This window comes from Litorivivens sp. (assembly GCF_041625495.1).
GTDB lineage: Bacteria > Pseudomonadota > Gammaproteobacteria > Pseudomonadales > Spongiibacteraceae > Litorivivens.
In genome coordinates, this window is sequence record NZ_JBFJTH010000068.1 from 1 (window position 1) to 19,000 (window position 19,000).

At 54.4% G+C, this 19,000-nt stretch carries 16 protein-coding genes and 1 pseudogene; 5 read left to right on the plus strand and 12 right to left on the minus strand.

The annotated features are described in order from the left end of the window. From ABYP39_RS09650 to ABYP39_RS09665, 4 genes are all read right to left on the minus strand, one after another. Positions 1-538: methylmalonyl-CoA mutase family protein (locus tag ABYP39_RS09650; RefSeq protein WP_372782287.1), on the minus strand; the 538-nt coding region annotated here is incomplete at its 3' end. A gap of 41 nt (positions 539-579) precedes the next feature. Beyond that, complete coding sequence (gene mce, locus ABYP39_RS09655; protein WP_372748353.1) at positions 580-990, minus strand: methylmalonyl-CoA epimerase; 411 nt, start codon at positions 988-990, stop codon at positions 580-582. Between the two features lie 107 nt (positions 991-1,097). Next, positions 1,098-3,941: a biotin/lipoyl-containing protein gene (locus ABYP39_RS09660; protein WP_372782289.1), complete on the minus strand. Its 2,844-nt coding sequence runs from the start codon at positions 3,939-3,941 to the stop codon at positions 1,098-1,100. A gap of 42 nt (positions 3,942-3,983) precedes the next feature. Further along, positions 3,984-5,693, minus strand: a complete 1,710-nt coding sequence (locus ABYP39_RS09665; protein ID WP_372748355.1) for an acyl-CoA carboxylase subunit beta — start codon at positions 5,691-5,693, stop codon at positions 3,984-3,986. Positions 5,694-6,033: 340 nt separating this feature from the next. On the opposite strand from ABYP39_RS09665, the gene pabB reads away from it, so the two are divergent. Beyond that, positions 6,034-7,383: an aminodeoxychorismate synthase component I gene (gene pabB / locus ABYP39_RS09670; protein WP_372782291.1), complete on the plus strand. Its 1,350-nt coding sequence runs from the start codon at positions 6,034-6,036 to the stop codon at positions 7,381-7,383. A 41-nt stretch (positions 7,384-7,424) separates the two neighbouring features. Here the strand turns inward: pabB and thrH are convergent, their stop codons facing one another. From thrH to ABYP39_RS09685, 3 genes are all read right to left on the minus strand, one after another. Then, entirely contained in the window at positions 7,425-8,045 is a 621-nt protein-coding gene (gene thrH / locus ABYP39_RS09675) for a bifunctional phosphoserine phosphatase/homoserine phosphotransferase ThrH (protein WP_372758377.1), read from the minus strand. Positions 8,046-8,116: 71 nt separating this feature from the next. Further along, positions 8,117-9,091, minus strand: a complete 975-nt coding sequence (gene cysB, locus ABYP39_RS09680) for an HTH-type transcriptional regulator CysB (protein ID WP_372782293.1) — start codon at positions 9,089-9,091, stop codon at positions 8,117-8,119. Between the two features lie 97 nt (positions 9,092-9,188). Next, positions 9,189-10,088 (minus strand): 5'-nucleotidase, encoded by a 900-nt coding sequence (locus tag ABYP39_RS09685; protein ID WP_372782295.1) that lies wholly within the window; start codon positions 10,086-10,088, stop codon positions 9,189-9,191. 132 nt (positions 10,089-10,220) lie between these two features. Between ABYP39_RS09685 and alr the strand changes: the two genes are divergently transcribed. Continuing rightward, positions 10,221-11,291, plus strand: a complete 1,071-nt coding sequence (gene alr, locus ABYP39_RS09690) for an alanine racemase (protein WP_372748756.1) — start codon at positions 10,221-10,223, stop codon at positions 11,289-11,291. 27 nt (positions 11,292-11,318) lie between these two features. On the opposite strand, the gene ABYP39_RS09695 is transcribed toward alr, so the two are convergent. The 5 genes from ABYP39_RS09695 to ABYP39_RS09715 form a co-directional block, all read right to left on the minus strand. Then, positions 11,319-12,668, minus strand: a complete 1,350-nt coding sequence (locus tag ABYP39_RS09695) for an alanine/glycine:cation symporter family protein (RefSeq protein WP_372748759.1) — start codon at positions 12,666-12,668, stop codon at positions 11,319-11,321. A gap of 28 nt (positions 12,669-12,696) precedes the next feature. After that, positions 12,697-13,695 (minus strand): D-cysteine desulfhydrase family protein, encoded by a 999-nt coding sequence (locus ABYP39_RS09700; protein WP_372782301.1) that lies wholly within the window; start codon positions 13,693-13,695, stop codon positions 12,697-12,699. A 53-nt stretch (positions 13,696-13,748) separates the two neighbouring features. After that, the gene (yajC, locus tag ABYP39_RS09705; protein WP_372748757.1) at positions 13,749-14,084 is read right to left on the minus strand and encodes a preprotein translocase subunit YajC; all 336 of its coding nucleotides are present in this window, start codon (positions 14,082-14,084) and stop codon (positions 13,749-13,751) included. Positions 14,085-14,207: 123 nt separating this feature from the next. Continuing rightward, positions 14,208-14,951 carry an SDR family NAD(P)-dependent oxidoreductase gene (locus tag ABYP39_RS09710; protein WP_372763860.1) on the minus strand — a complete coding sequence of 248 codons (744 nt, stop codon included), beginning with the start codon at positions 14,949-14,951 and terminating at the stop codon, positions 14,208-14,210. Positions 14,952-15,005: 54 nt separating this feature from the next. Next, entirely contained in the window at positions 15,006-15,407 is a 402-nt protein-coding gene (locus tag ABYP39_RS09715) for an AhpC/TSA family protein (protein ID WP_372782297.1), read from the minus strand. Between the two features lie 283 nt (positions 15,408-15,690). On the opposite strand from ABYP39_RS09715, the gene ABYP39_RS09720 reads away from it, so the two are divergent. From ABYP39_RS09720 to ABYP39_RS09730, 3 genes and pseudogenes are all read left to right on the plus strand, one after another. Then, the gene (locus tag ABYP39_RS09720; protein ID WP_372749625.1) at positions 15,691-17,370 is read left to right on the plus strand and encodes a caspase family protein; all 1,680 of its coding nucleotides are present in this window, start codon (positions 15,691-15,693) and stop codon (positions 17,368-17,370) included. Positions 17,371-17,414: 44 nt separating this feature from the next. Further along, positions 17,415-18,632 (plus strand): autotransporter outer membrane beta-barrel domain-containing protein, encoded by a 1,218-nt coding sequence (locus ABYP39_RS09725; RefSeq protein ID WP_372782299.1) that lies wholly within the window; start codon positions 17,415-17,417, stop codon positions 18,630-18,632. Positions 18,633-18,723: 91 nt separating this feature from the next. Beyond that, positions 18,724-19,000: pseudogene (locus tag ABYP39_RS09730) on the plus strand (alpha/beta hydrolase); the annotation flags it as partial.

A 19,000-nucleotide genomic window follows, 5' to 3' on the forward strand; every position in this document is an offset into this window, starting at 1 on the left:
CCGAAACTATATAGCCAGCCAACACCGGCAATACCGCGCCGTTCATGGTCATGGACACCGAGACCTTGTCGAGCGGAATGCCGTCGAACAACACTTTCATGTCTTCGACTGAGTCAATCGCAACACCCGCCTTACCCACATCACCCGTTACCCGGGGGTGATCCGAGTCATAGCCACGGTGGGTAGCCAGGTCAAAGGCAACCGACACGCCCTGACCACCTGCCGCCAGAGCCTTGCGGTAAAACGCATTCGATTCTTCTGCTGTAGAGAAACCCGCGTACTGACGGATGGTCCACGGACGACCGGCATACATAGTAGGCTGCGGCCCGCGAATAAAGGGCTCCATACCTGGCATGGTATCGGTGTAGGGCAGCGCCTCGACGTCTTTCCTGCTGTACAGCGGGTTGACATCAATGCCTTCCGGCGTGTGCCATACCAGATCATCCAGGCTTTTACCGCCCTTGCTCATCTGTTTGTTGGCCATCTCTTCCCAGGCGTCACGGGTCGCCTCGGGTGCTACGTAGTCTTTGTCTGCCATGTCTGTTTACCTGCGGTCGTATCTGTCAGTGTGAGCGTGCGTTAGTGATCGTCACCGGGCTGGTTTATCTCTACCAGCACGCCGTCGCAGCTTTTCGGATGTATAAAAATGACTTTGGAATTGTGAGCACCCGGGCTGGGGGCATCGGACAGGAATTGGTAGCCCTTGGCTTTCAAGCGCGCAACATCTTCTTCAATGTTATCGCTGCGAAAGCAGATGTGATGCAAGCCGCCGGGCTTCTTTTCCAGATATTTGGCAATGGGGCCTTCACCATTCAAGGGGTGAACCAGCTCTATACTGGTAGCCGGTACCGGAAAAAATGCGGTGGACGTTTTGGCATCCAGCACGTCTTCCGTCCCTTCAAAATTCAGTTGGAAATCTTCCTTGAAACGCGCAATTGCCTTTTCCAGCTCGGGAACGGCGATGGCGATATGGTCAAGTGCAGTGATCATAAGGAATTACCTGTCAGCGTAAATCGATGGGGTTGAGCGCATTTGCGCCGAAACAGTGCGAGATGTTCCGGCCAGATACCTGAAAACAGGCACCTGGCCGGCTCGAATCACACGATCGCTTTCAGAAAATCAGCCGTTTTGGCCTTGCGGCGTTCCGCAATTTCTTCGGGCGTTTCAATCACGATTTTCTCATCCGGTGTGACTTTGAAGACTGGCTGGCCTTTCTTGATGATCACACCGTCGCCATCGATCAGACATTTGTCTACGGTGCCGGAGAACGGTGCTACGACCTTATTGAACATCTTCATAACTTCAACAATGTAAAGCACATCGCCGGCTTCGAAGTGATCGCCCTCGTTAACAAACACATCCATGCCGGGCGCTTCACGGGGATAGAACATACCACCGCTGGCCGCGAGTATTTCGTCTGATTTCGCCGCTGGCGGCGGCACGAGCACCTTCGCCATGCGATCCTGCAGTTCTTTCTCGGTCAGCCGATCCGGAATAGTAATGCTCAGGTCCGCATTCACTTTCAGATCATAGAATCGGGTTTTGCCTGCGATATAGGCCAATACGGCCAGCAGTTCGGTACCCGCCTGATAACCCGCGTGCGCCTGCTGTGCCTGGGTCCACTGCTTTTTGGTGATGCCTTTAGGCGCTTTGTCAGCTGACAGCGCTTTATCAAGCTCAGCAAAGTCTTCAGTACCCAATTTCTCTTTCAGCGTCTGATAAAAGCTCAGCGCCGCCTGCAGTACATCGTTGTCATGATCCCAGATCATATGACGCGCAGGCTTGCCGGCTTCGTAATTCATGTTCAGGAAGTGGTAGAGCTCGCCCAATAGCTCGATGGGATTGACCGACCAAGTGACGGTCTTCTTGCTGATCTTAACCACATCTTTGTGAACACTCAGCCAGCCCGCCATAAAATGCGGCTCGGCGAACAGTCTCTCCAGCGGACGGGTAATCAGCAGCTGCTTCATATCCAGTGCTGCGGCCCAGTCTTTCGCGGTCTTGGCGTCGGCTTCCGCAAGATACTTTTTCTTGATCTGGCCGTAGGCAAAATCGAGATCAACTTGTGACGCTGCTTCTTTCAGCTCACCCACAGCGGTCAGGTACGGCACGATAAAGCGAGTACTGGGTCTGGCGTTGATGCCATTGCCAAGAAACCAGTACACGAGGCCATAATGAAACTGCAGGTTGGTCGCCAGATCCTTGCCCCGCAGCTCAGTGCGACGCAAGATTTCCGCCAGCTTGGTGTAGCTATCCAGACGGTTCTGGCCTGTCGTCAGCAGCAGGGCGATGTTGGAGTCGTAGGCACCGGCCAGGTGGTATTTCATGAACACATCCGTATCCGGGTTGTGCAAGGAAATACCCTGATCGTCACGGATCTCGCCTTCAAGCGCGTCGGACCAGTACTCGATAATGCCACCCGCATGAGGCTGCAGGGCCTGGTTGGTGGCGTTCATACGCGCTTCAACCGATGCAGGTTCACGCACGATACGCTCGGGCTTAGGCAGTCGCTTGCCGTGACGGGCCAGCAGCGCCATCACCTCGACCAGGCTCTCGGCGATAAAGAAATCGTTCGGATCATCGGGATTGGTGAACTTGAGCTTGTAGCAAAGCTCGGTAACGCGGTGCTCTACCTGAATTCGGGTGTTCATCTCCATGAAATAATGCGATTCACCGTCGACGATACACTCGAAGGTTCCCACCGAATCCAGCTTCACCGCTTCGCCAAAGACAGCCCCTTCTTCCTCCATACGCTGCAGGATTTCTAGGTCTTTCTTTAGCTGGGCTAGTTCGGCTTTTCGCCCAGCCGCCTTGGCTTCCTCTATGGCGGCTTCCAGCTCCTCAACAGTAACCGAGACTTCGAGCAGCTTTTGTTCATGCATTTGCAATGAGCAGTCGCGACCACCCATGGTCATGCACCACTCGCCATTGCCCACCACCTGGATCTCCTGGTGTCGGGTTGTTTCTATATTCATTTCGATAAGGACGTTTTTGTTATCGCCCACACCGTTGGTTTTGAGCTCGATCAAGCACTCCAGTACCAGTGAAGGTACTTTAGCCGCGGCTTGCTCGACACGCTCTTCAAGGCTATTACCTTTGTAAGAGTTGGCAGACTGCAGGATACGTTGCCCCTTGCCGCCACCACCGGCAATGGCCTTCAGACGGAAGCGGTTATTAGGCTTCTCCGTCAGCATGCGTTTGGCTTCCTGCTTCAGTGCTTCACCGATATCCTTGGCGTCGATGATATCGATGCCCGCATCGTAGGAAGCAGCCAGCAGCGCCAACGCTTTCTCTTCGTCATCCTTGCACTTGCCAAAATCAACTTTCAGCTTGTGGTCTTTAGCGCATTTCTCGAGACCGTTTTTCCCGTATTTCGCAAACAGTGCCAGACTGGTGGCATTGTTTACACCGGGTGTAACTGACACACCGGTTTCCAGTGCAGTGCGCTTGGCCTGGTCTTTCATGCCCGCCGCTTTCTGGGTGTAGGAACAGGGGCCGATGAAGTTCAGGCCGGCCTTTTCCATAGCCTCAACCATTTCCGCGTCTTCTGACATAAAGCCGTAACCCGCAAATATCGAGTTATAGCCATTGTCTTTGGCGATGCGAACGATCTGCTGAATGCGTTTGGTGCGCTCCTCTTTATTGGCACCCGTGTAATCGGGTACGCGGTGAACGCGATCAGGGTCCGTCAAGCTACGCAATTCCGGCGCCAGCGCGTTGGTGTAGGTGATAGAGTCTTTCTCGGACAGCAGAATGCCATAACCGTTAATACCCATTTCATCGAACACGTCCATCGCTTCTTTGCGAATCGGGCCACGACAGATAATCAGCGGTTTCAGATCTTCACAGGAAAAGCTGCGCACCCACTCAGAGGATGCATTGGACAGTTTGCGATCCTTATGGATCAGCGGGTTGTTCAGATAGTAGTTGTTGCTTTGCACGAGTGTGTTCCCCTTGTAATCCGGTTAGCCAGTTCTGCGACGTTAGTGGAATTCGCGTTGCGGTCCGCCCATGGGTTCGGGCTTGTAGTTCGCCAAGTGCAATTGCAATTGCTCAGCGATGACCTGTCGCAGATCCGACGGCATGACAATTTGTGAGATGGATCCGAGGCTAAGAGCCTCATTGGGGTTCATCAGCTCGCGCTCATAACGCAGGGCCAGCTCGGCTTCCTGCGCTTTTTGCCAGGCAGCCACTTCAGCTTTCGCGTCTTTCTCTGAAAGCCCTTGTTTCATGGCCTTGGCTACACGATCTTTCAGTGTGTTGCGAATAGCCCGCAGCTCATCCTTGTACACATACTCAACACCGGCCGGGCCCATCACCGCAAGGCGAGTGGTCGGCAGCGCGCAGACAAAGTCGGCGCCAGTCGGGTAGTTGTTGAAAGAGGCGTAGGCACCGCCAAAGGCGTTGCGGATGATGATCAGGAAACGCGGTGTACGCAGATCGACGATGGAGTCGAGCATGGCGCGACCGGCCTGAACAATACCGCCCTCTTCCTGCTCACGACCGGGCAGGAAGCCGGTGGTGTCTTCCATAAACATCACCGGAATATTGTAGACGTTACAGAAGCGGATAAAACGGGCGTTCTTGTAAGCCGCTCCGATATCGATCTGGCCAGAGGCCACAGCCGAGTTGTTAGCGACAAAACCCACCACGTTGCCGCCAATACGGCCAAAGGCGGTAATGGTGTTGCGGGCACGCTCGGGCTGCACTTCAAAGTAATCGCCGTGGTCACACAGTTGCTGGATGATAATGCTGATATCAAACGGCGTGTTGAAACCGGTCGGGCTGTTGAATGACTTCTTCAGCAGCAGGTCGATATCCCAGGTTTTGCGGTCAATCGGGTCCGAGGTGGGTTGGAACGGTGCCTGTGAACTATTGTTGTTTGGCAGGTAGTTCAGCAGCTGCTTGACCTTGTTCAGGGCCGCCACTTCATCGGGCACTACAAAGTCAGTTACGCCGGATTGAGAGTGAACCTTTGGCCCACCCAGATCGTCTGCAGTAACATCTTCACCGAGCACCGATTTCACAACGCCGGGGCCGGTAAGACCAAAGAACGTGTCGTTAGGCTGTACAACAAATGAGCCTTGGCGCGGCAGGTAAGCACCACCGCCGGCATTGTAGCCGAACATGCACATTATGGACGGCACCACACCATTGATTCGGCGAAGCGCGGTAAAGGCTTCAGCATAGCCATCCAGGCCGCCAACACCGGCGGGGATAAACGCACCTGCAGAGTCATTCATACCGACCAGCGGTACGCCGAGCTTGCCGGCCAGCTCAAACAGGCGAGCCAGCTTGCTACCGTTAGTGGCGTCCATTGAACCCGCACGCACGGTGAAATCGTGACCGTAAATCGCCACATCGCGGCCGTTAACCTTAATTATGCCGGTTACCAATGAAGCACCGTCCAGGTTCTTACCCCAGTTCTGGTAAAGAATCTTCGGTTCGGTACCTGCATCCTTGAGCACCTGAATGCGCTCCCAGATGGTCATGCGCTTTTTCTGGTGCTGCTTCTGAATACTCTTAACACCCGCCGCTTTATAGGGGAGCTTGAGCAATTCGTGACCCATTTTCAGGGTGGTTTCATACAGGCCCGGGTCGTAGTCGAGCTGACCGGGAACGGTAAACTCCACATCCTGGGCCTGTTCAAAAGGGTTTGTCAGTGTCGGGGCGATCTGCGATTTTTTTGTCATGCTTCCTGTCTCAGCAACTAAAGTTGAGGCTTGTATAAGCAACTGACGATGGTGGCGGGCTGGTTTCAGGTAGGCAGAAGTCGCTCACCTGCCGCTGCTATCTATACTCAGCGGCCCACTCTTTTGAATCGAAAGTTGACAAAGAACACTTTTGCATTCAAGGGCTTATGCCCGTGTTCTTCGGCTTCAGGCGGGCGACAACATTAATTGCATAGGGGGACGCTGTCAATGTACAAAGCGGACACTAAATATTGCCTTAAGTGTTAATGTCGCTGGATTTCAAGAAGTTGCGCTCGATACAATAGCCACACGCATTCAACAAACCTGTTCAAACTCTCCTATGCTTCGACTATCTGTTCGTGAACTGACCTATCAGTCCGACAGCAGCCTGCTGTTTGAACGGGTGCGTGATCTACCCTGCCCGGTCTTTCTCGACAGCGCTTGGCCATACTCGGAACGGGGCCGCTTTGACATCATTAGCGCAGCGCCATTAGACACCCTTTTCATAAATAAATCAGACAGTAAAAGAGACTTTCAAAAGTCATTCCGAGAACTGGCTGCGCTTCACAGCACCCTCCCCGCGGCCAGCTGTGACCACCCAGACCTGCCCTTTACCGCCGGCATCATTACCAGTCTGAGCTACGATGGTGGACGCTATATTGCCGGTGTAGGCAGCGCCGAGAACCCTTACCGGATGCCCGATATCTATGCCGGCCTCTACAGTTGGGCAATTATCGTTGATCACCACAACAAACAACGCTGGCTGGTGAGCCACCCCGCTACCCCGGGCAATCTGCTCACGTCGATCGAGGATCGTCTGGCATCGCTTGATGAGCCACCAGCACACCCTAGATTCTCCATTAAAGGAGAGTTTGAAACACATGTAAATTCAGAAAGATACAAAGCATTATTCAATAAAGTTAAGAGGTATATCGACAGTGGCGACAGCTACCAGATCAACCTCGCCCGCCGCTTTAGCGCCGATTACCAGGGCGACCCATGGCAGGCCTATCGCAAGCTTAGAATGATCGCGGCGGCACCCTGGTCGGCCTACCTGGAGCTCCCTGAAAGCCAGGTTCTCTGTCTTTCGCCGGAACGTTTTATTGAGGTTAAAGAGCGCGAGGTCAGCACGGCCCCCATTAAAGGCACAGCACCGCGCTCGCCTATCCCAGAGCGCGATCGCGAACTGGCAGAAACGCTCGCACAAAGCGAAAAGGACCGGGCCGAAAATCTGATGATTGTTGACCTGCTGCGCAATGACATCGGCCGCTGCTGTGAACCCGGCAGTATTCGCGTAGAAAAGCTGTTCGAGTTGCAGAGCTTTCAGACAGTACACCATCTGGTGAGCACCATCAGCGGGCGGCTCGCATCGCGATACAGCACCCTGGACCTGTTGGCGGCATGTTTCCCCGGAGGCTCTATTACCGGCGCGCCAAAACGGCGGGCCATGGAAATTATTCACGAACTCGAACCCCACGACCGCTCAATCTACTGTGGTTCTATTGCCTATATTGATCTGAACGGCAATATGGACAGCAATATCGCCATTCGTACCCTGCTGTGCGAAGACGACAAAATTTATTGCTGGTCGGGCGGCGGGATCGTGGCAGATTCCGAAGTTGAGGCTGAGTTCGAGGAAACCTGGAACAAGGTGGGAGTGTTGCTAGAAAGCCTGACAGACAGACCCTGATCGGTTAGTGCCGGACGCGCTGCGTCCGGCGCCAGGCTTACTTACATCTCAAGCTCGCGATTTGAGGCTTTGAGGAATTCTTTCTTAAGATCTTCGTAGGTATGCACCGCCGGATACTGTGGAAACTCTGCGATCACATTGTCTGGCGCGTGGAACAGAATACCGGCATCGGCTTCAGCCAGCATGGTCGTGTCATTATAGGAATCACCGGCGGCTATCGTGCGGTAATACATGCTTTTAAAGCCGACAATGGCCTGCCGCTTGGGGTTGGCCTGACGCAATTTGTAGTCAGTAATCCGGCCGCTCTGCGCATCCACTTCAAGGTTATGACACAGCAGAGTCGGGTAACCCAATTGCGCCATCAGCGGCTTGGCAAACTGATAAAACGTGTCAGAAAGTATTACCACCTGAAAGCGTTCGCGCAGCCAATCAGTAAACTCGGCGGCGCCTTCAAGCGGCTTCATGGTGGCGATCACTTCCTGAATCTCGTTGAGCCCCAGCTTGTGCTCATCAAGCAAACGTAAACGCTGTTTCATCAGCACGTCGTAGTCAGGGATATCGCGGGTGGTCGCCTTCAATGCATCAATACCAGTGCGTTCGGCAAAATCGATCCAGATTTCCGGTACCAGAACCCCTTCGAGATCAAGACAGGCTATTTCCACGTGACTAATTCCCTTGCTGAAAAGGGCAGCACTCTAACCAGTTCGCCGCGTGAAAGCAACGTGAGCAGACCCTAGTACACTGGCAGCTCAATGTGCGAAAACAGCTCCTCTATCTCGCTTTTACTGTGCCGGCGATAGGCCTCGTCAACCAGCTCACGTGTGAGGTGCGGGGCAAACAACTCAATAAACTCGTACATGAAACCGCGCAAAAAGGTTCCTCGTCGGAATCCAATCTTGGTCACCGAGGCATCAAACAAGTGGCTCACATCAAGCGGCACCAGATCCTTGTCGAGTTCGGGGTCGTAGGCCATTTTTGCCACGATACCGATACCCAGCCCCAGCCGCACGTAGGTTTTGATGACGTCCGCATCAGCTGCGGTAAAGACCACTTTCGGGGACAGCCCTTCTTCGATAAACGCCTCGTCCAGCTTAGAGCGTCCGGTAAAACCGAAGACATAGGTCACGATAGGATATTCGGCTACATCGCTAAGCTTTAAGGTCGCTACCTGGGTCAGCGGGTGGTTTTTGGGAACCAGCACCGTCCGATTCCAGCGATAGCAAGGCATCATGATCAGGTCGCCAAACAGCTCCAGCGCTTCGGTGGCTATCGCAAAATCCACTGTCCCATCAGCTGCCAGCTCTGATATCTGCAATGGCATACCCTGGTGCATATGCAGCGACACGTCGGGGTAGCTGCTCATAAACTTCCGAATGACTGGAGGCAGCGCATACCGGGCCTGGGTATGAGTGGTGGCAATGGACAGCGCACCCTTTCTCTCATCGCTGAACTCCTGGGCAACCTGTTTGATCCCCTCTACCTTACGCAGCACCTCGCCCGCAGCCTTCAGGATAGCCTCCCCTGCCGGCGTAATGTGTGTCAGATGCTTGCCGCTACGGGCAAAGATCTCCACGCCAAGTTCGTCTTCCAGCAGGCGAATCTGCTTACTGATACCCGGCTGGGAGGTAAACAGACTCTGTGCCGTGGCAGACACATTCAGATCGTGGTGGGCAACTTCCCAGATATAACGTAATTGCTGAAGCTTCATGGCCTGATACTTGTTTTTGATGGCACTCAGCGAAAGTGTAGTACAGTCATAAGCATGGTGTCGCTTATAACTGCAATTTCACCCATTGTTTGAAGTCTTAATCGTTGGCCACACCGTGCGGAACATGCCCGGTCGCCACGTGTTGACTGGCTGATTGGCAATGGGTTGCCTGATCGTCGAAAAATACATCAGCGCCATAGGCCTGCAGAAAGTCGCCCTTGTCCAGACCACCCAGAAACAGTGACTCGTCGATTCTGATCTTCCAATCTCGCAGTGTCAAAATCACGCGTTGATGGGCTGGCGCAGAGCGCGCGGTAACCAGCGCGGTGCGTATCGGTGACTGGTCCGGCGGGAAACTCGATTGCAGGCGATTCAGAGCCGCCAAAAATGGCTTGAACGGCCCACCTGACAGCGGCGTTCTGGCCGCAGCCCGCTCGCTGGCAGCAAAGGCCTCCAGGCCTCGCTCCTTGAAAATGCGTTCGGCCTCGTCAGAAAACAGCACTGCATCGCCGTCAAACGCAAAGCGCAGCTGGTCGGTCTCATCGATCTGGCGCTTGCCTCGCGGCAACAGTGTCGCTGCCGCCACCCCGTTATTCAGGGCGTTGCGAACATCGTCGGCGTGGGTAGATAGAAACAGGTGACAGCCGAAGGCACTGATATAGCGGTAGGGGCTTTCCCCGCCGCAAAACGCGGCCCGCGAAATCTTGAGCCCATAATGCTCAATGGAATTGAATACCCGCAGACCAGTGTCGGCCGAATTGCGCGACAACAGGATGACTTCAACGCGTTCCTCGCCAAGTCGCTCATTAATATTTAGCAGTTTCTGCACCAACGGGTATGCTTCCCCGGCTTCCAGAACCTTATCTTCGTGTTCGATCTGATACGCCTGATAGGCGTCCAGCCCCTGCTCTTCATAGACCCGATGGCTTTCGTCAAGATCAAACAGGGCGCGCGAAGAAAGTGATATCACCAGTTTCTCTTCAAAACCCTTTGGCATGGTTACCCCAAACATATCTCAGCATTGAACGCAGCATAGCGATTTTTTAATGCGCCGTGAATTCACCTGTTGCAGTAATGCGTGCGGCGCGCTACTTTCGCGGGGCCATCCGAGACCACAGCAGACTCAACAATGAACCATACGGCCTGGGCCGATATAAACCTGACCGCCCTGACCCACAATCTCGCGACCGTGCGTTCACTCGCGCCCCACTCTCGCGTTGTTGCCATGATCAAAGCTGATGCCTATGGCCATGGGCTGACTGCCATCGCCAAAGCCCTCGCCGGCAAAGCAGACAAGCTTGGCGTAGCCCGATTCCAAGAAGCGGTGGCACTGCGGGACCGCGGCATTAACAGCCCGCTGTTGCTAATGGGCACTTTGCTCAACCATGAGACCTTGCAATGGTGCGCCAACAATAACGTTGCCATTACACTGCACGAAGGCAATCAACTGCCTCTACTGCTCACCAGCCAGCTCGATCACCCACTGGAAGTCTGGCTCAAAGCCGATACTGGCATGAACCGCCTTGGCCTCAGCGCCGATGAATTTACTCAGGCCCTGTCGAGTTTGCAAAAAGACAGCAGATTCAGGCTGAAAGCATTGACCCATTTCAGCAGTGCGGATGAATCGTCTTCGCCCATAACTCAGCAGCAGATCAAGCGTTTTGCCACACTCACCTCATTGGCTCCCGATATGGAACGCAGCCTGGCCAATTCCGCCGGCATTATTGCCTGGCCGGAAAGTCACGCCGACTGGGTCAGGCCCGGCATTATGCTGTATGGGGATAACCCCACCACGGCGATAGAGACAGATCTTAAGGCCGTCATGTCGCTGCGGGCGCGTGTAATTGCCATCAAGGACATCAGAGCGGGCGATTCGGTTGGCTATGGCGCTACCTGGACAGCCACCTCACCTTGCCGCATTGCAGCTATTGGCATTGGCTATGGCGATGGCTACCCTCGGCAAGTGGGCAACGGTTGCCCCGTGTCCATACAAGGACAGCTGTTTCCGTTGGTTGGTCGTGTGTCGATGGATATTTGCAGCGTTGATATCAGCCAGGCTGCATCGCCAATCAACGTGGGTGATGTGGCCACGATGTGGGGCGACGAATTACCCGCCGCCACGATCGCCGCGCGCGCCGGCACAATCAGCTACCACTTATTTACCGGGGTAACCCAACGCGTGCCGCGAATCTATAGTTGACCCGCCGCCGTTCAAACCTGCTCGAGCCTAGCGTGTTGTTGCCGCTGCACTGGCAAAGTACTCTCTGGTCAGCCTGAAAATTACCGGGCTTAACAATAGCAGGGCTATCAGGTTTGGCAGGGCCATCATGGCGTTCAGGGTGTCCGCCACCAGCCAGATGGTTTGCAGGTTTGCGGCCGCGCCCACCGGAATGGCGAGCACCCAGAGAATCCGGAATGGCAATTCCACTTTGACACCAAACAAATACACCAGGCAGCGTTCGCAGTAGTAGTTCCAACCCAGAATGGTGGTGAACGCAAACAGCACCAGACCAATGGTCACCACATATTCTCCACCGGGCAACGCACTACTAAAGGCCTGTGCGGACAGCGCGGCGCCGTTCAGGCCCGTACTCCAGTCTCCACTCAGCAAAATCACAAAACCGGTAATGCTGCATACTACCAAGGTATCAATAAAGGTTCCCAGCATTGCCACCATGCCCTGCTTTACCGGACTGTTGGTCTTGGCGGCAGCGTGAGCTATGGGCGCACTGCCAAGCCCTGCTTCATTACTGAAAATACCGCGCGCTACGCCAAACTGAATCGCAATCCAGATGCTGGCGCCCGCAAAACCACCCGTTGCAGCCGTGCCGGTAAAAGCGGAATCCACCACCAGCGCAATCACGCCGGGCAATTCGGTTATCGACAATAGAATGATCACCAGTCCAGCGGCCAGGTAAAGGGTCGCCATCAGCGGCACCAGCACACCGGCCACTTCAGCAATACGACGCACGCCGCCCAGGACCACAGCAGCAACGGCCACCAACAGCAGACCGCCGGTTACCCGTGGATCAACCCCAAAACTGCTTTCCATGGCGTGAGCAACCGAATTGGCCTGCACTCCATTACCGATGCCAAAACCGGCGATCGAGCCAAACACGGCAAACGCGATAGCCAACCAATGCCACCGACGGGAAAGACCGTTTTTGATGTAGTACATCGGCCCGCCGCAGTAATCACCATTGGCATCACGCTCACGAAACTGTACGGCGCACACAGCTTCTGCATACTTGGTCGCCATACCCACCAGTGCGGTACACCACATCCAGAAAAGTGCGCCCGGGCCGCCAATCGCAATGGCGGTAGCCACGCCGGCTATATTGCCGGTACCAATGGTGGCAGAAAGAGACGTCATCAATGCCTGAAACGGTGTGATATCCCCCTCGCTGTCGGAGTGCCGACCGGCAAACAGCATGCGAAAGGCAGCGCCAATATTGCGCAGGGGCATGAACTTGAGACCAAGCATGAGGTACAACCCAGTGCCCAGAATCAGCACCAGCATCGGCGCACCCCAAACCCAGCCGTTGAGCGCTGTGATTGCGCCGATCATCTGATCAATCATTGTTATACTGCACTGCCTCTATTGGTTATTCTGCGTGACTTAAAATCCCGGCGAGCTGCTCACGCTGCGGGAAAAGACCAAAACTGCCGCCGGTGTGAACAAAAACAATATTCTCGCCTACTAGTCGACCGGCGCGAATTTCTTCGATCATGCCGTGAAAAGCCTTTCCGGTGTATACCGGGTCAAGAATCAGGCCCTCCGTGCGCGCCAGCAGCGCGATGGCATGAAACACGGGCGCCTCAGCGATCGCGTAACCCGGCCCAACATACCCGTCAATGACCCGGGTATCCAGCGACTGCAGGTCATAGCCAGCCTGATAGCGGCTATTCCAGTCGGTCACGTCGGCGCGGACTTTATTCAAAAACCACGCTTCGTCATCGCAGACATTAACACCCCATACGGTCGAGCCGAGGCCATACAACTGGTTGCCCAGCGTCAGTCCGGCCTGCGTGCCCCCCGATCCGGTGGCGCAGATAATATGTTCAGGGGTCATGTTTAGGGCGATAAAATCCTGTGCCAGTTCGCGGGCAGCATTTAGGTAACCCCAAACCCCGATTCCATCAGACGCTCCGGTGGGAATAATAAAGGCGTGGCGGCCAGCGCGCGCATAGTCGCTGCGAGCCTGCTCCAACAGCGCCGACAAACGGGACTGGTATTCTCTGGCGGGATAAAAATCGATGTGGGCGCCTGCCAACACATCCAACATCAGATTGCCGTCGGGACACGCCGCCGGTTCGCCGCGCAATATCAAGTGACAGCGAAGTCCCAGTTGGGCGCAGAGCAAGGCGGTAGCGCGACAGTGGTTAGACTGCACACCGCCGCAGGTAATAATGGTATCAGCGCCCTCTTCCAGCGCCTGGGCCAGCGTAAATTCGAGCTTGCGAACCTTGTTGCCAGTTAACATGCTGCCGGTCAGATCGTCTCGTTTGACCCACAGCCTCGGCCCCAGGTTGAGAGACTCGGAGAGGCGATCCAGCGGCTGCAGTGGCGTTGGCAGCTGCGCCAACGCCAGTCGGGGTGGCATCGTCGGCAAACCGGGCGGGTTTGAAACGCGTTGCTCACTCACGCTCAGACACCTTAAATCGCTTTGATGGTGCCTTTGGGCAGCACAGCACTGATCATGACACGCTGAAACTTGAGTTCCATATTGTCAGAAACCTGCAGTACTACATAATTTTCATCCAGACGCACGACCTTGCCGAGAATACCGCCGCTGGTTACCACTTCATCACCTTTGCCCAGGTTTGCCACCATCTCTGCATGCTCTTTCTGGCGTTTGCGCTGGGGGCGGATGGCCAAAAAATAAAACAGAACAAACAGCAGCACCAGAAAACCCAGTTGAAACAGTTCGCCGCCCGGTGGGGGTTGTTGTCCGGCACTTTGGGCGTGGGCCTGGGAGATAAAAAAGCTCATTGCGATTCCTTAGATATCAAAACGTTAAAAAACCAAGCCGCGGCAGAATATACCAAGACCGCCGCAACTGGAAAGCACGCTATTGTAATCTATTCTGGCGGCCAACACCCCCGCCAGCCACAACTAGCCTGCGGAAACACCACCATCTAGCGGCATAGCCACGCCGTTGATCTGACTGGCATCGTCAGACGCCAGAAACAGTACGGTTTTGGCCACATCACCGGCTTCGGCCATTTCCCCCAGTGGCATATAGCGCGACATCAGGCTGAAATCGATATCCTCGGGTGCCGAAAAATTCTTCGCCAGATCAGTCTGCACCCCACCTGGACACACGGCATTGCAGCGTACACCTTGCTTGACGTATTCCAGCGCAATGGATTTTGTGAGCATGATGACTGCACCTTTGGTGGCGCAGTAGGCTGAGGTGTAGGCCTGCCCCATCAAGCCTGCGATGGACGACATGTTGACAATATTACCTTTCGACTTCACCAGATGGGGCAATGCTGCACGCGATAGATACACAACACTGGATACATTGATGTTCAGAATTTTGTGCCACTGATCATCGGTGATTTCGTGGAAGTGGTGAGTCAGGGCAATCCCCGCGATATTGCACAGCACATCCAGACCTCCCAACTGATCAACCGCATCAGCAACCGCTGCAGTGCAGGCAGTAGCGTCGCTTACATCTAGCACTGAGCAAAAAACACGGGCGTCCAGCGAATCTGCTACGGCTTTGAGTCCCGCTGCATTCATATCACACAGATACAATGACGCGCCCTCTTGTGCGAAATGCTCAGCACAGGCTCGCCCGATACCCGATGCAGCGCCGGTGACCAGCACTCGCTTCCCCGAAAATCGTTCCATCAGATTCTGTTACCTCCATCTACGTTAAAAATGTAAACCACCGGTCGTAAGGTATTACTCGGCCGATGCGTGTTGCGCTATCGCCGCTAGCACTTCGTCATCACCAGGCAGGTCACCAGAATCGCGCTGACTGTAGCGAAACAGCACCTCACCGGTACTCGACAGCAGCACCACACCACCAAGCTGCCGGACATCCTTACCGGGCTTGCGCACGTCACGCATTCGCTGTAGCGCCCGCACCGGCTGGCGCAGTATCGGCCCCAAGGTGACCTGCCACCAGTTGCCACGAGGCATTTCAAGTAGACGGTAGAGATTCAGCGAGGGTTCACCATAAACGGGAAAATGCAGATCAAGCTCCTGCTCCATCAACAGCGCGTCGCGGCCGTCATTCTGACAGACACCTACGACCTCACAGCCTGCGGCACGAATATCACCTAGAATTCCCTCGGTAACCACCAAATGCTCCCGGCAAACCGGGCACCCGCTATGCCTTAGTAGTACCAGTAAGGTGAGACCGGATGAAAGCAAATTGCCCAACCGGGTAGTGGCTTCCCCGCGAAACACATTGATATTATTAATATTCATCGATTTTTTTATTTTGCTTCCGCACTGCGCAGGGCACATCAGTGTAGCCCGCGCTTGCAGCCATGCTTGAATGTCGGGGTAGAATGCACCAAACTACCGATTGGCGGTGCTAAAATCTCGTTAATAATTCGCACCACTCAAAAGGTGTCCGGCCATGAACGTTCTCATACCTCTCAGCCGTACAAGCTTGGCAGGGATAGCCTCATTGTTCCTCTTGGCCTGCAGCTCTACCGGCCCCCAGAACTCCTCTGCCAATCCCCCTTCGCAGGAAGACCTGATTTCAGGCATGCATATAGTTGATTGTCTGCTGCCTGGCCAGGTGCGCAGCCTCGGCAACCAGACCTATCTCACGGCACGTCGCCCGATCAAAACAACAGCGTCCGATTGCAACATCCGCGGTGGCGAATACGTCGCCTACGATCGTGCAGATTATAAGTCGGCGCTGAATGTATGGATGGCAGCAGCCAAGGCGGGCGATCCAGAAGCCCAGGTCAATGTTGGCGAAATTTTTGAAAAAGGCCTGGGCGCTGCTCCCAATTATGAAGCGGCGGCCATCTGGTATGAAAAGGCGGCGGCCCAAGGAAATGAACGCGCACTGTTCAATCTTGGCACGCTCTACGAACAGGGGCTTGGTGTCGAAGCTAACAAACTCAAGGCGCTCAACCTTTATCGCCAGGCCTGGGGCCTGCCCGAAGACAGCGTGATTTTTCAGGAGACTGCACGCAAAGAACAAGAGGCATTGCGAGCCAGTCTGAATCAGGAGCTGCAATCCAAAGAAACACAGGTCCGGTTGCTGCAAAAGCAAATAGACAGCCTGCAACAAAAATTGAGGTCCGCTCAGCAAAGTAGCGCTGCCACAGAAACGCCACAGCAACGCGATCTGCGCGTTGAACTAGAATCACTGCAACAACTCGTAGCCAGCCTTCAATCGTCAAAACAAACAGTTTCGATGCAACTTGCAGCGCTGCCCAACGATGGGCCGAAACTGCGCACGGCATCGGCTGCAACACCAGGCGCTTTGGTACAAACTCAGCGCTCCACCAGTGACGAGGTCACGCCACTGATGATCGGCGATATGAATTTTGGTCGCTACTACGCACTGATCATAGGCAACAAGCAATACCAGTCACTGATTAGCCTCGACACGCCTTGGAATGACGCCAAGGAGCTAGGCCGCATACTACAAGACATGTATGGCTTTCAGGTTGAGATGCTGCTCGATGCAGATAGATTCAGCATTATGAAAGCCATCAATGACCTGCATGACAAACTCGGCGAAAACGACAACCTGCTGATTTACTACGCGGGTCACGGCAACCTGATTGATGTGGGTGAACGTAACACCGGCTACTGGCTGCCAGTAAATGCGGATCCACCCCCTAACGACGCCTTCTGGGTACCCAATGAATTTGTCACCAATCATCTAGGGCGACTCAAAGCCAAACGGGTTCTCGTTGTTGCCGATTCCTGCTATGGCGGACTGCTGTCCAATTCTCCGGGACACCTGTTTTTTGGAAACAGTGGCAATAACAACAAACTGGAATACATTCGCTACAAACTCCCCAAACGTTCGCGCCTTCTGCTCTCCTCCGGTGGTGATAAACCGGTTATCGATGCCGGCGGCCAGGGCCACTCGGTATTTGCACGCGAGCTGATCGAAGCACTCAGAAACAACAGCCAAGTGTTATCAGCACCTGACCTATTTATGACGATCAAGGAGCCGGTTTCGCAACGTGCGCTGGCCAATAATTTCAATCAGGCACCGGTTTACAAAAGCATCAAGGGCGCCGGACACGAAGTCGGCGATTTCTTCTTTATTCCCAGAGCCAATTAATCAAAACCGGCAAGCCATAACAAAATGAAAAAGTGAGGCAAGCGATGAATCTGGTCAAGAGTGGCACCATTCTTGGCGCACTGCTGTTCTGCACGGTGTTTGCAATGAATGCTAACAGTGCGACAACCGAAAACCGGAGCGGTACCTGCTGTACCCAAAGCGCCGGTGAGCCCTCCCCTGCTCCGCGAAGTGATGAACCGGAAACCCGCAACAGCTGCGAAACCCAAGAAGCAGGCAGTGCCGAATGCCCTAGCCAAACAAGCTCAAGCGTGAGCACCCAGAGCGTCGACTTTGTCAGCGGTTTAAGCACCAAAATTTCGATTCAACGCAGCGGCTTTGGGCGTTACTCCCGTCCCGGCAGCCGGCAAAAAGCAGCGACCAGCGGTCGCTCACTGGGTAGTGGCGCCAGCGCTGATACCGACAGTGACATCACTTTGAGCGGCCGATTGTCACCGTTTGTCGTAGTTGATCACAGCGAAAATGAACGACGCGCGACCAATGCCGGCCTTGCCTATAAACAGGATCTCGATGCGGTGATTCTCGGCACCGACTTTCGGGTGAGCAATGATCTTATTATGGGCGCCACATTGAACTATCTGAAATCGGATACAGATTTCGCCAATAATCGCGGCCATTCTGAAAGTGATAATTACGTCGCTGGACTGCACGCCTCCCACTATATCGGCAATCTCTATCTTGATGCGTTGTTGACCTACGGGAAACTGGATATCGACATCAGCCGTATCGATGCGTTAGGCAACCGCTATGACAGCGAAACCGAAGGTGCCTTTCATTCCGCAGAACTGGCCACGGGCTACAATGCAACACATCGGGGCTGGGGTTTCACACCTTCTGTTCGCTTACTGCATCTGCGGGGAAGCCTTGATGGATACGGGGAGGTCGATATTAACAGTGGTGGGCAGGCTAATAATTTCCAGCGCCAGTATTTCGAATCCTCGAATGCCCGCGCAGCCTTGCAAGTAGATTACGCCATGTTGAGAAACTGGGGCGTATTGGTTCCCTCTCTCTATTTCGCTTACCATCACGAATACATTGGCGCAGAAACCACCCGCAGCCAAACCACTTTTGGCACCCTGACACAAACCACGGACGATCCAGCGAGAAATTATCGCATGGGGCGGTTGAATCTGGCCGCACAGTTCAAGCGTGGTCTGTCAGGCTTTCTCAGTTACGAGCGACTGATTGATCACGAATACTTTGACAGAGATACCGTTACCCTGGGCGTTCGTTACGAAATGTAGGCGGCGATTTGCCCTGCTGGTAAGTGTCTGCCTGATAACCGCATGCGCCACCCTATCAGATCAGACACTGCGTTTTGCGCAGAGGCAAGGCATGGCCACACAAATTGTTGCCGGTAAAGGCTTCGATCACCGGGTGTTCACGCAGCATACGCTGCCGAACGATAGCCTGCATATATACATTGAAGGTGACGGCAGCCCCTGGATTGGTGGAAACACCGTTGCTGCAGACCCCACACCAAGGAACCCTCTCGCCCTGCGGTTGATGGCAAAATCGCCCTATAACAGCGTCTATATTGGTCGCCCTTGCTACTTTGACCAGATTACCACCAAGCTTTGTGAACCGCGTTATTGGACCTCTGCCCGTTATA

What these genes read in the sequence shown, in the direction of transcription:
- yajC (WP_372748757.1), bottom strand. Translation starts at nt 14,084, where the DNA reads ATGAGCTTTTTTATCTCCCAGGCCCACGCCCAAAGTGCCGGACAACAA.
- ABYP39_RS09710 (WP_372763860.1), bottom strand. Translation starts at nt 14,951, where the DNA reads ATGGAACGATTTTCGGGGAAGCGAGTGCTGGTCACCGGCGCTGCATCG.
- ABYP39_RS09725 (WP_372782299.1), top strand. Translation starts at nt 17,415, where the DNA reads ATGAATCTGGTCAAGAGTGGCACCATTCTTGGCGCACTGCTGTTCTGC.
- mce (WP_372748353.1), bottom strand. Translation starts at nt 990, where the DNA reads ATGATCACTGCACTTGACCATATCGCCATCGCCGTTCCCGAGCTGGAA.
- ABYP39_RS09685 (WP_372782295.1), bottom strand. Translation starts at nt 10,088, where the DNA reads ATGCCAAAGGGTTTTGAAGAGAAACTGGTGATATCACTTTCTTCGCGC.
- alr (WP_372748756.1), top strand. Translation starts at nt 10,221, where the DNA reads ATGAACCATACGGCCTGGGCCGATATAAACCTGACCGCCCTGACCCAC.
- ABYP39_RS09720 (WP_372749625.1), top strand. Translation starts at nt 15,691, where the DNA reads ATGAACGTTCTCATACCTCTCAGCCGTACAAGCTTGGCAGGGATAGCC.
- ABYP39_RS09700 (WP_372782301.1), bottom strand. Translation starts at nt 13,695, where the DNA reads ATGCCACCCCGACTGGCGTTGGCGCAGCTGCCAACGCCACTGCAGCCG.
- pabB (WP_372782291.1), top strand. Translation starts at nt 6,034, where the DNA reads ATGCTTCGACTATCTGTTCGTGAACTGACCTATCAGTCCGACAGCAGC.
- ABYP39_RS09665 (WP_372748355.1), bottom strand. Translation starts at nt 5,693, where the DNA reads ATGACAAAAAAATCGCAGATCGCCCCGACACTGACAAACCCTTTTGAA.
- cysB (WP_372782293.1), bottom strand. Translation starts at nt 9,091, where the DNA reads ATGAAGCTTCAGCAATTACGTTATATCTGGGAAGTTGCCCACCACGAT.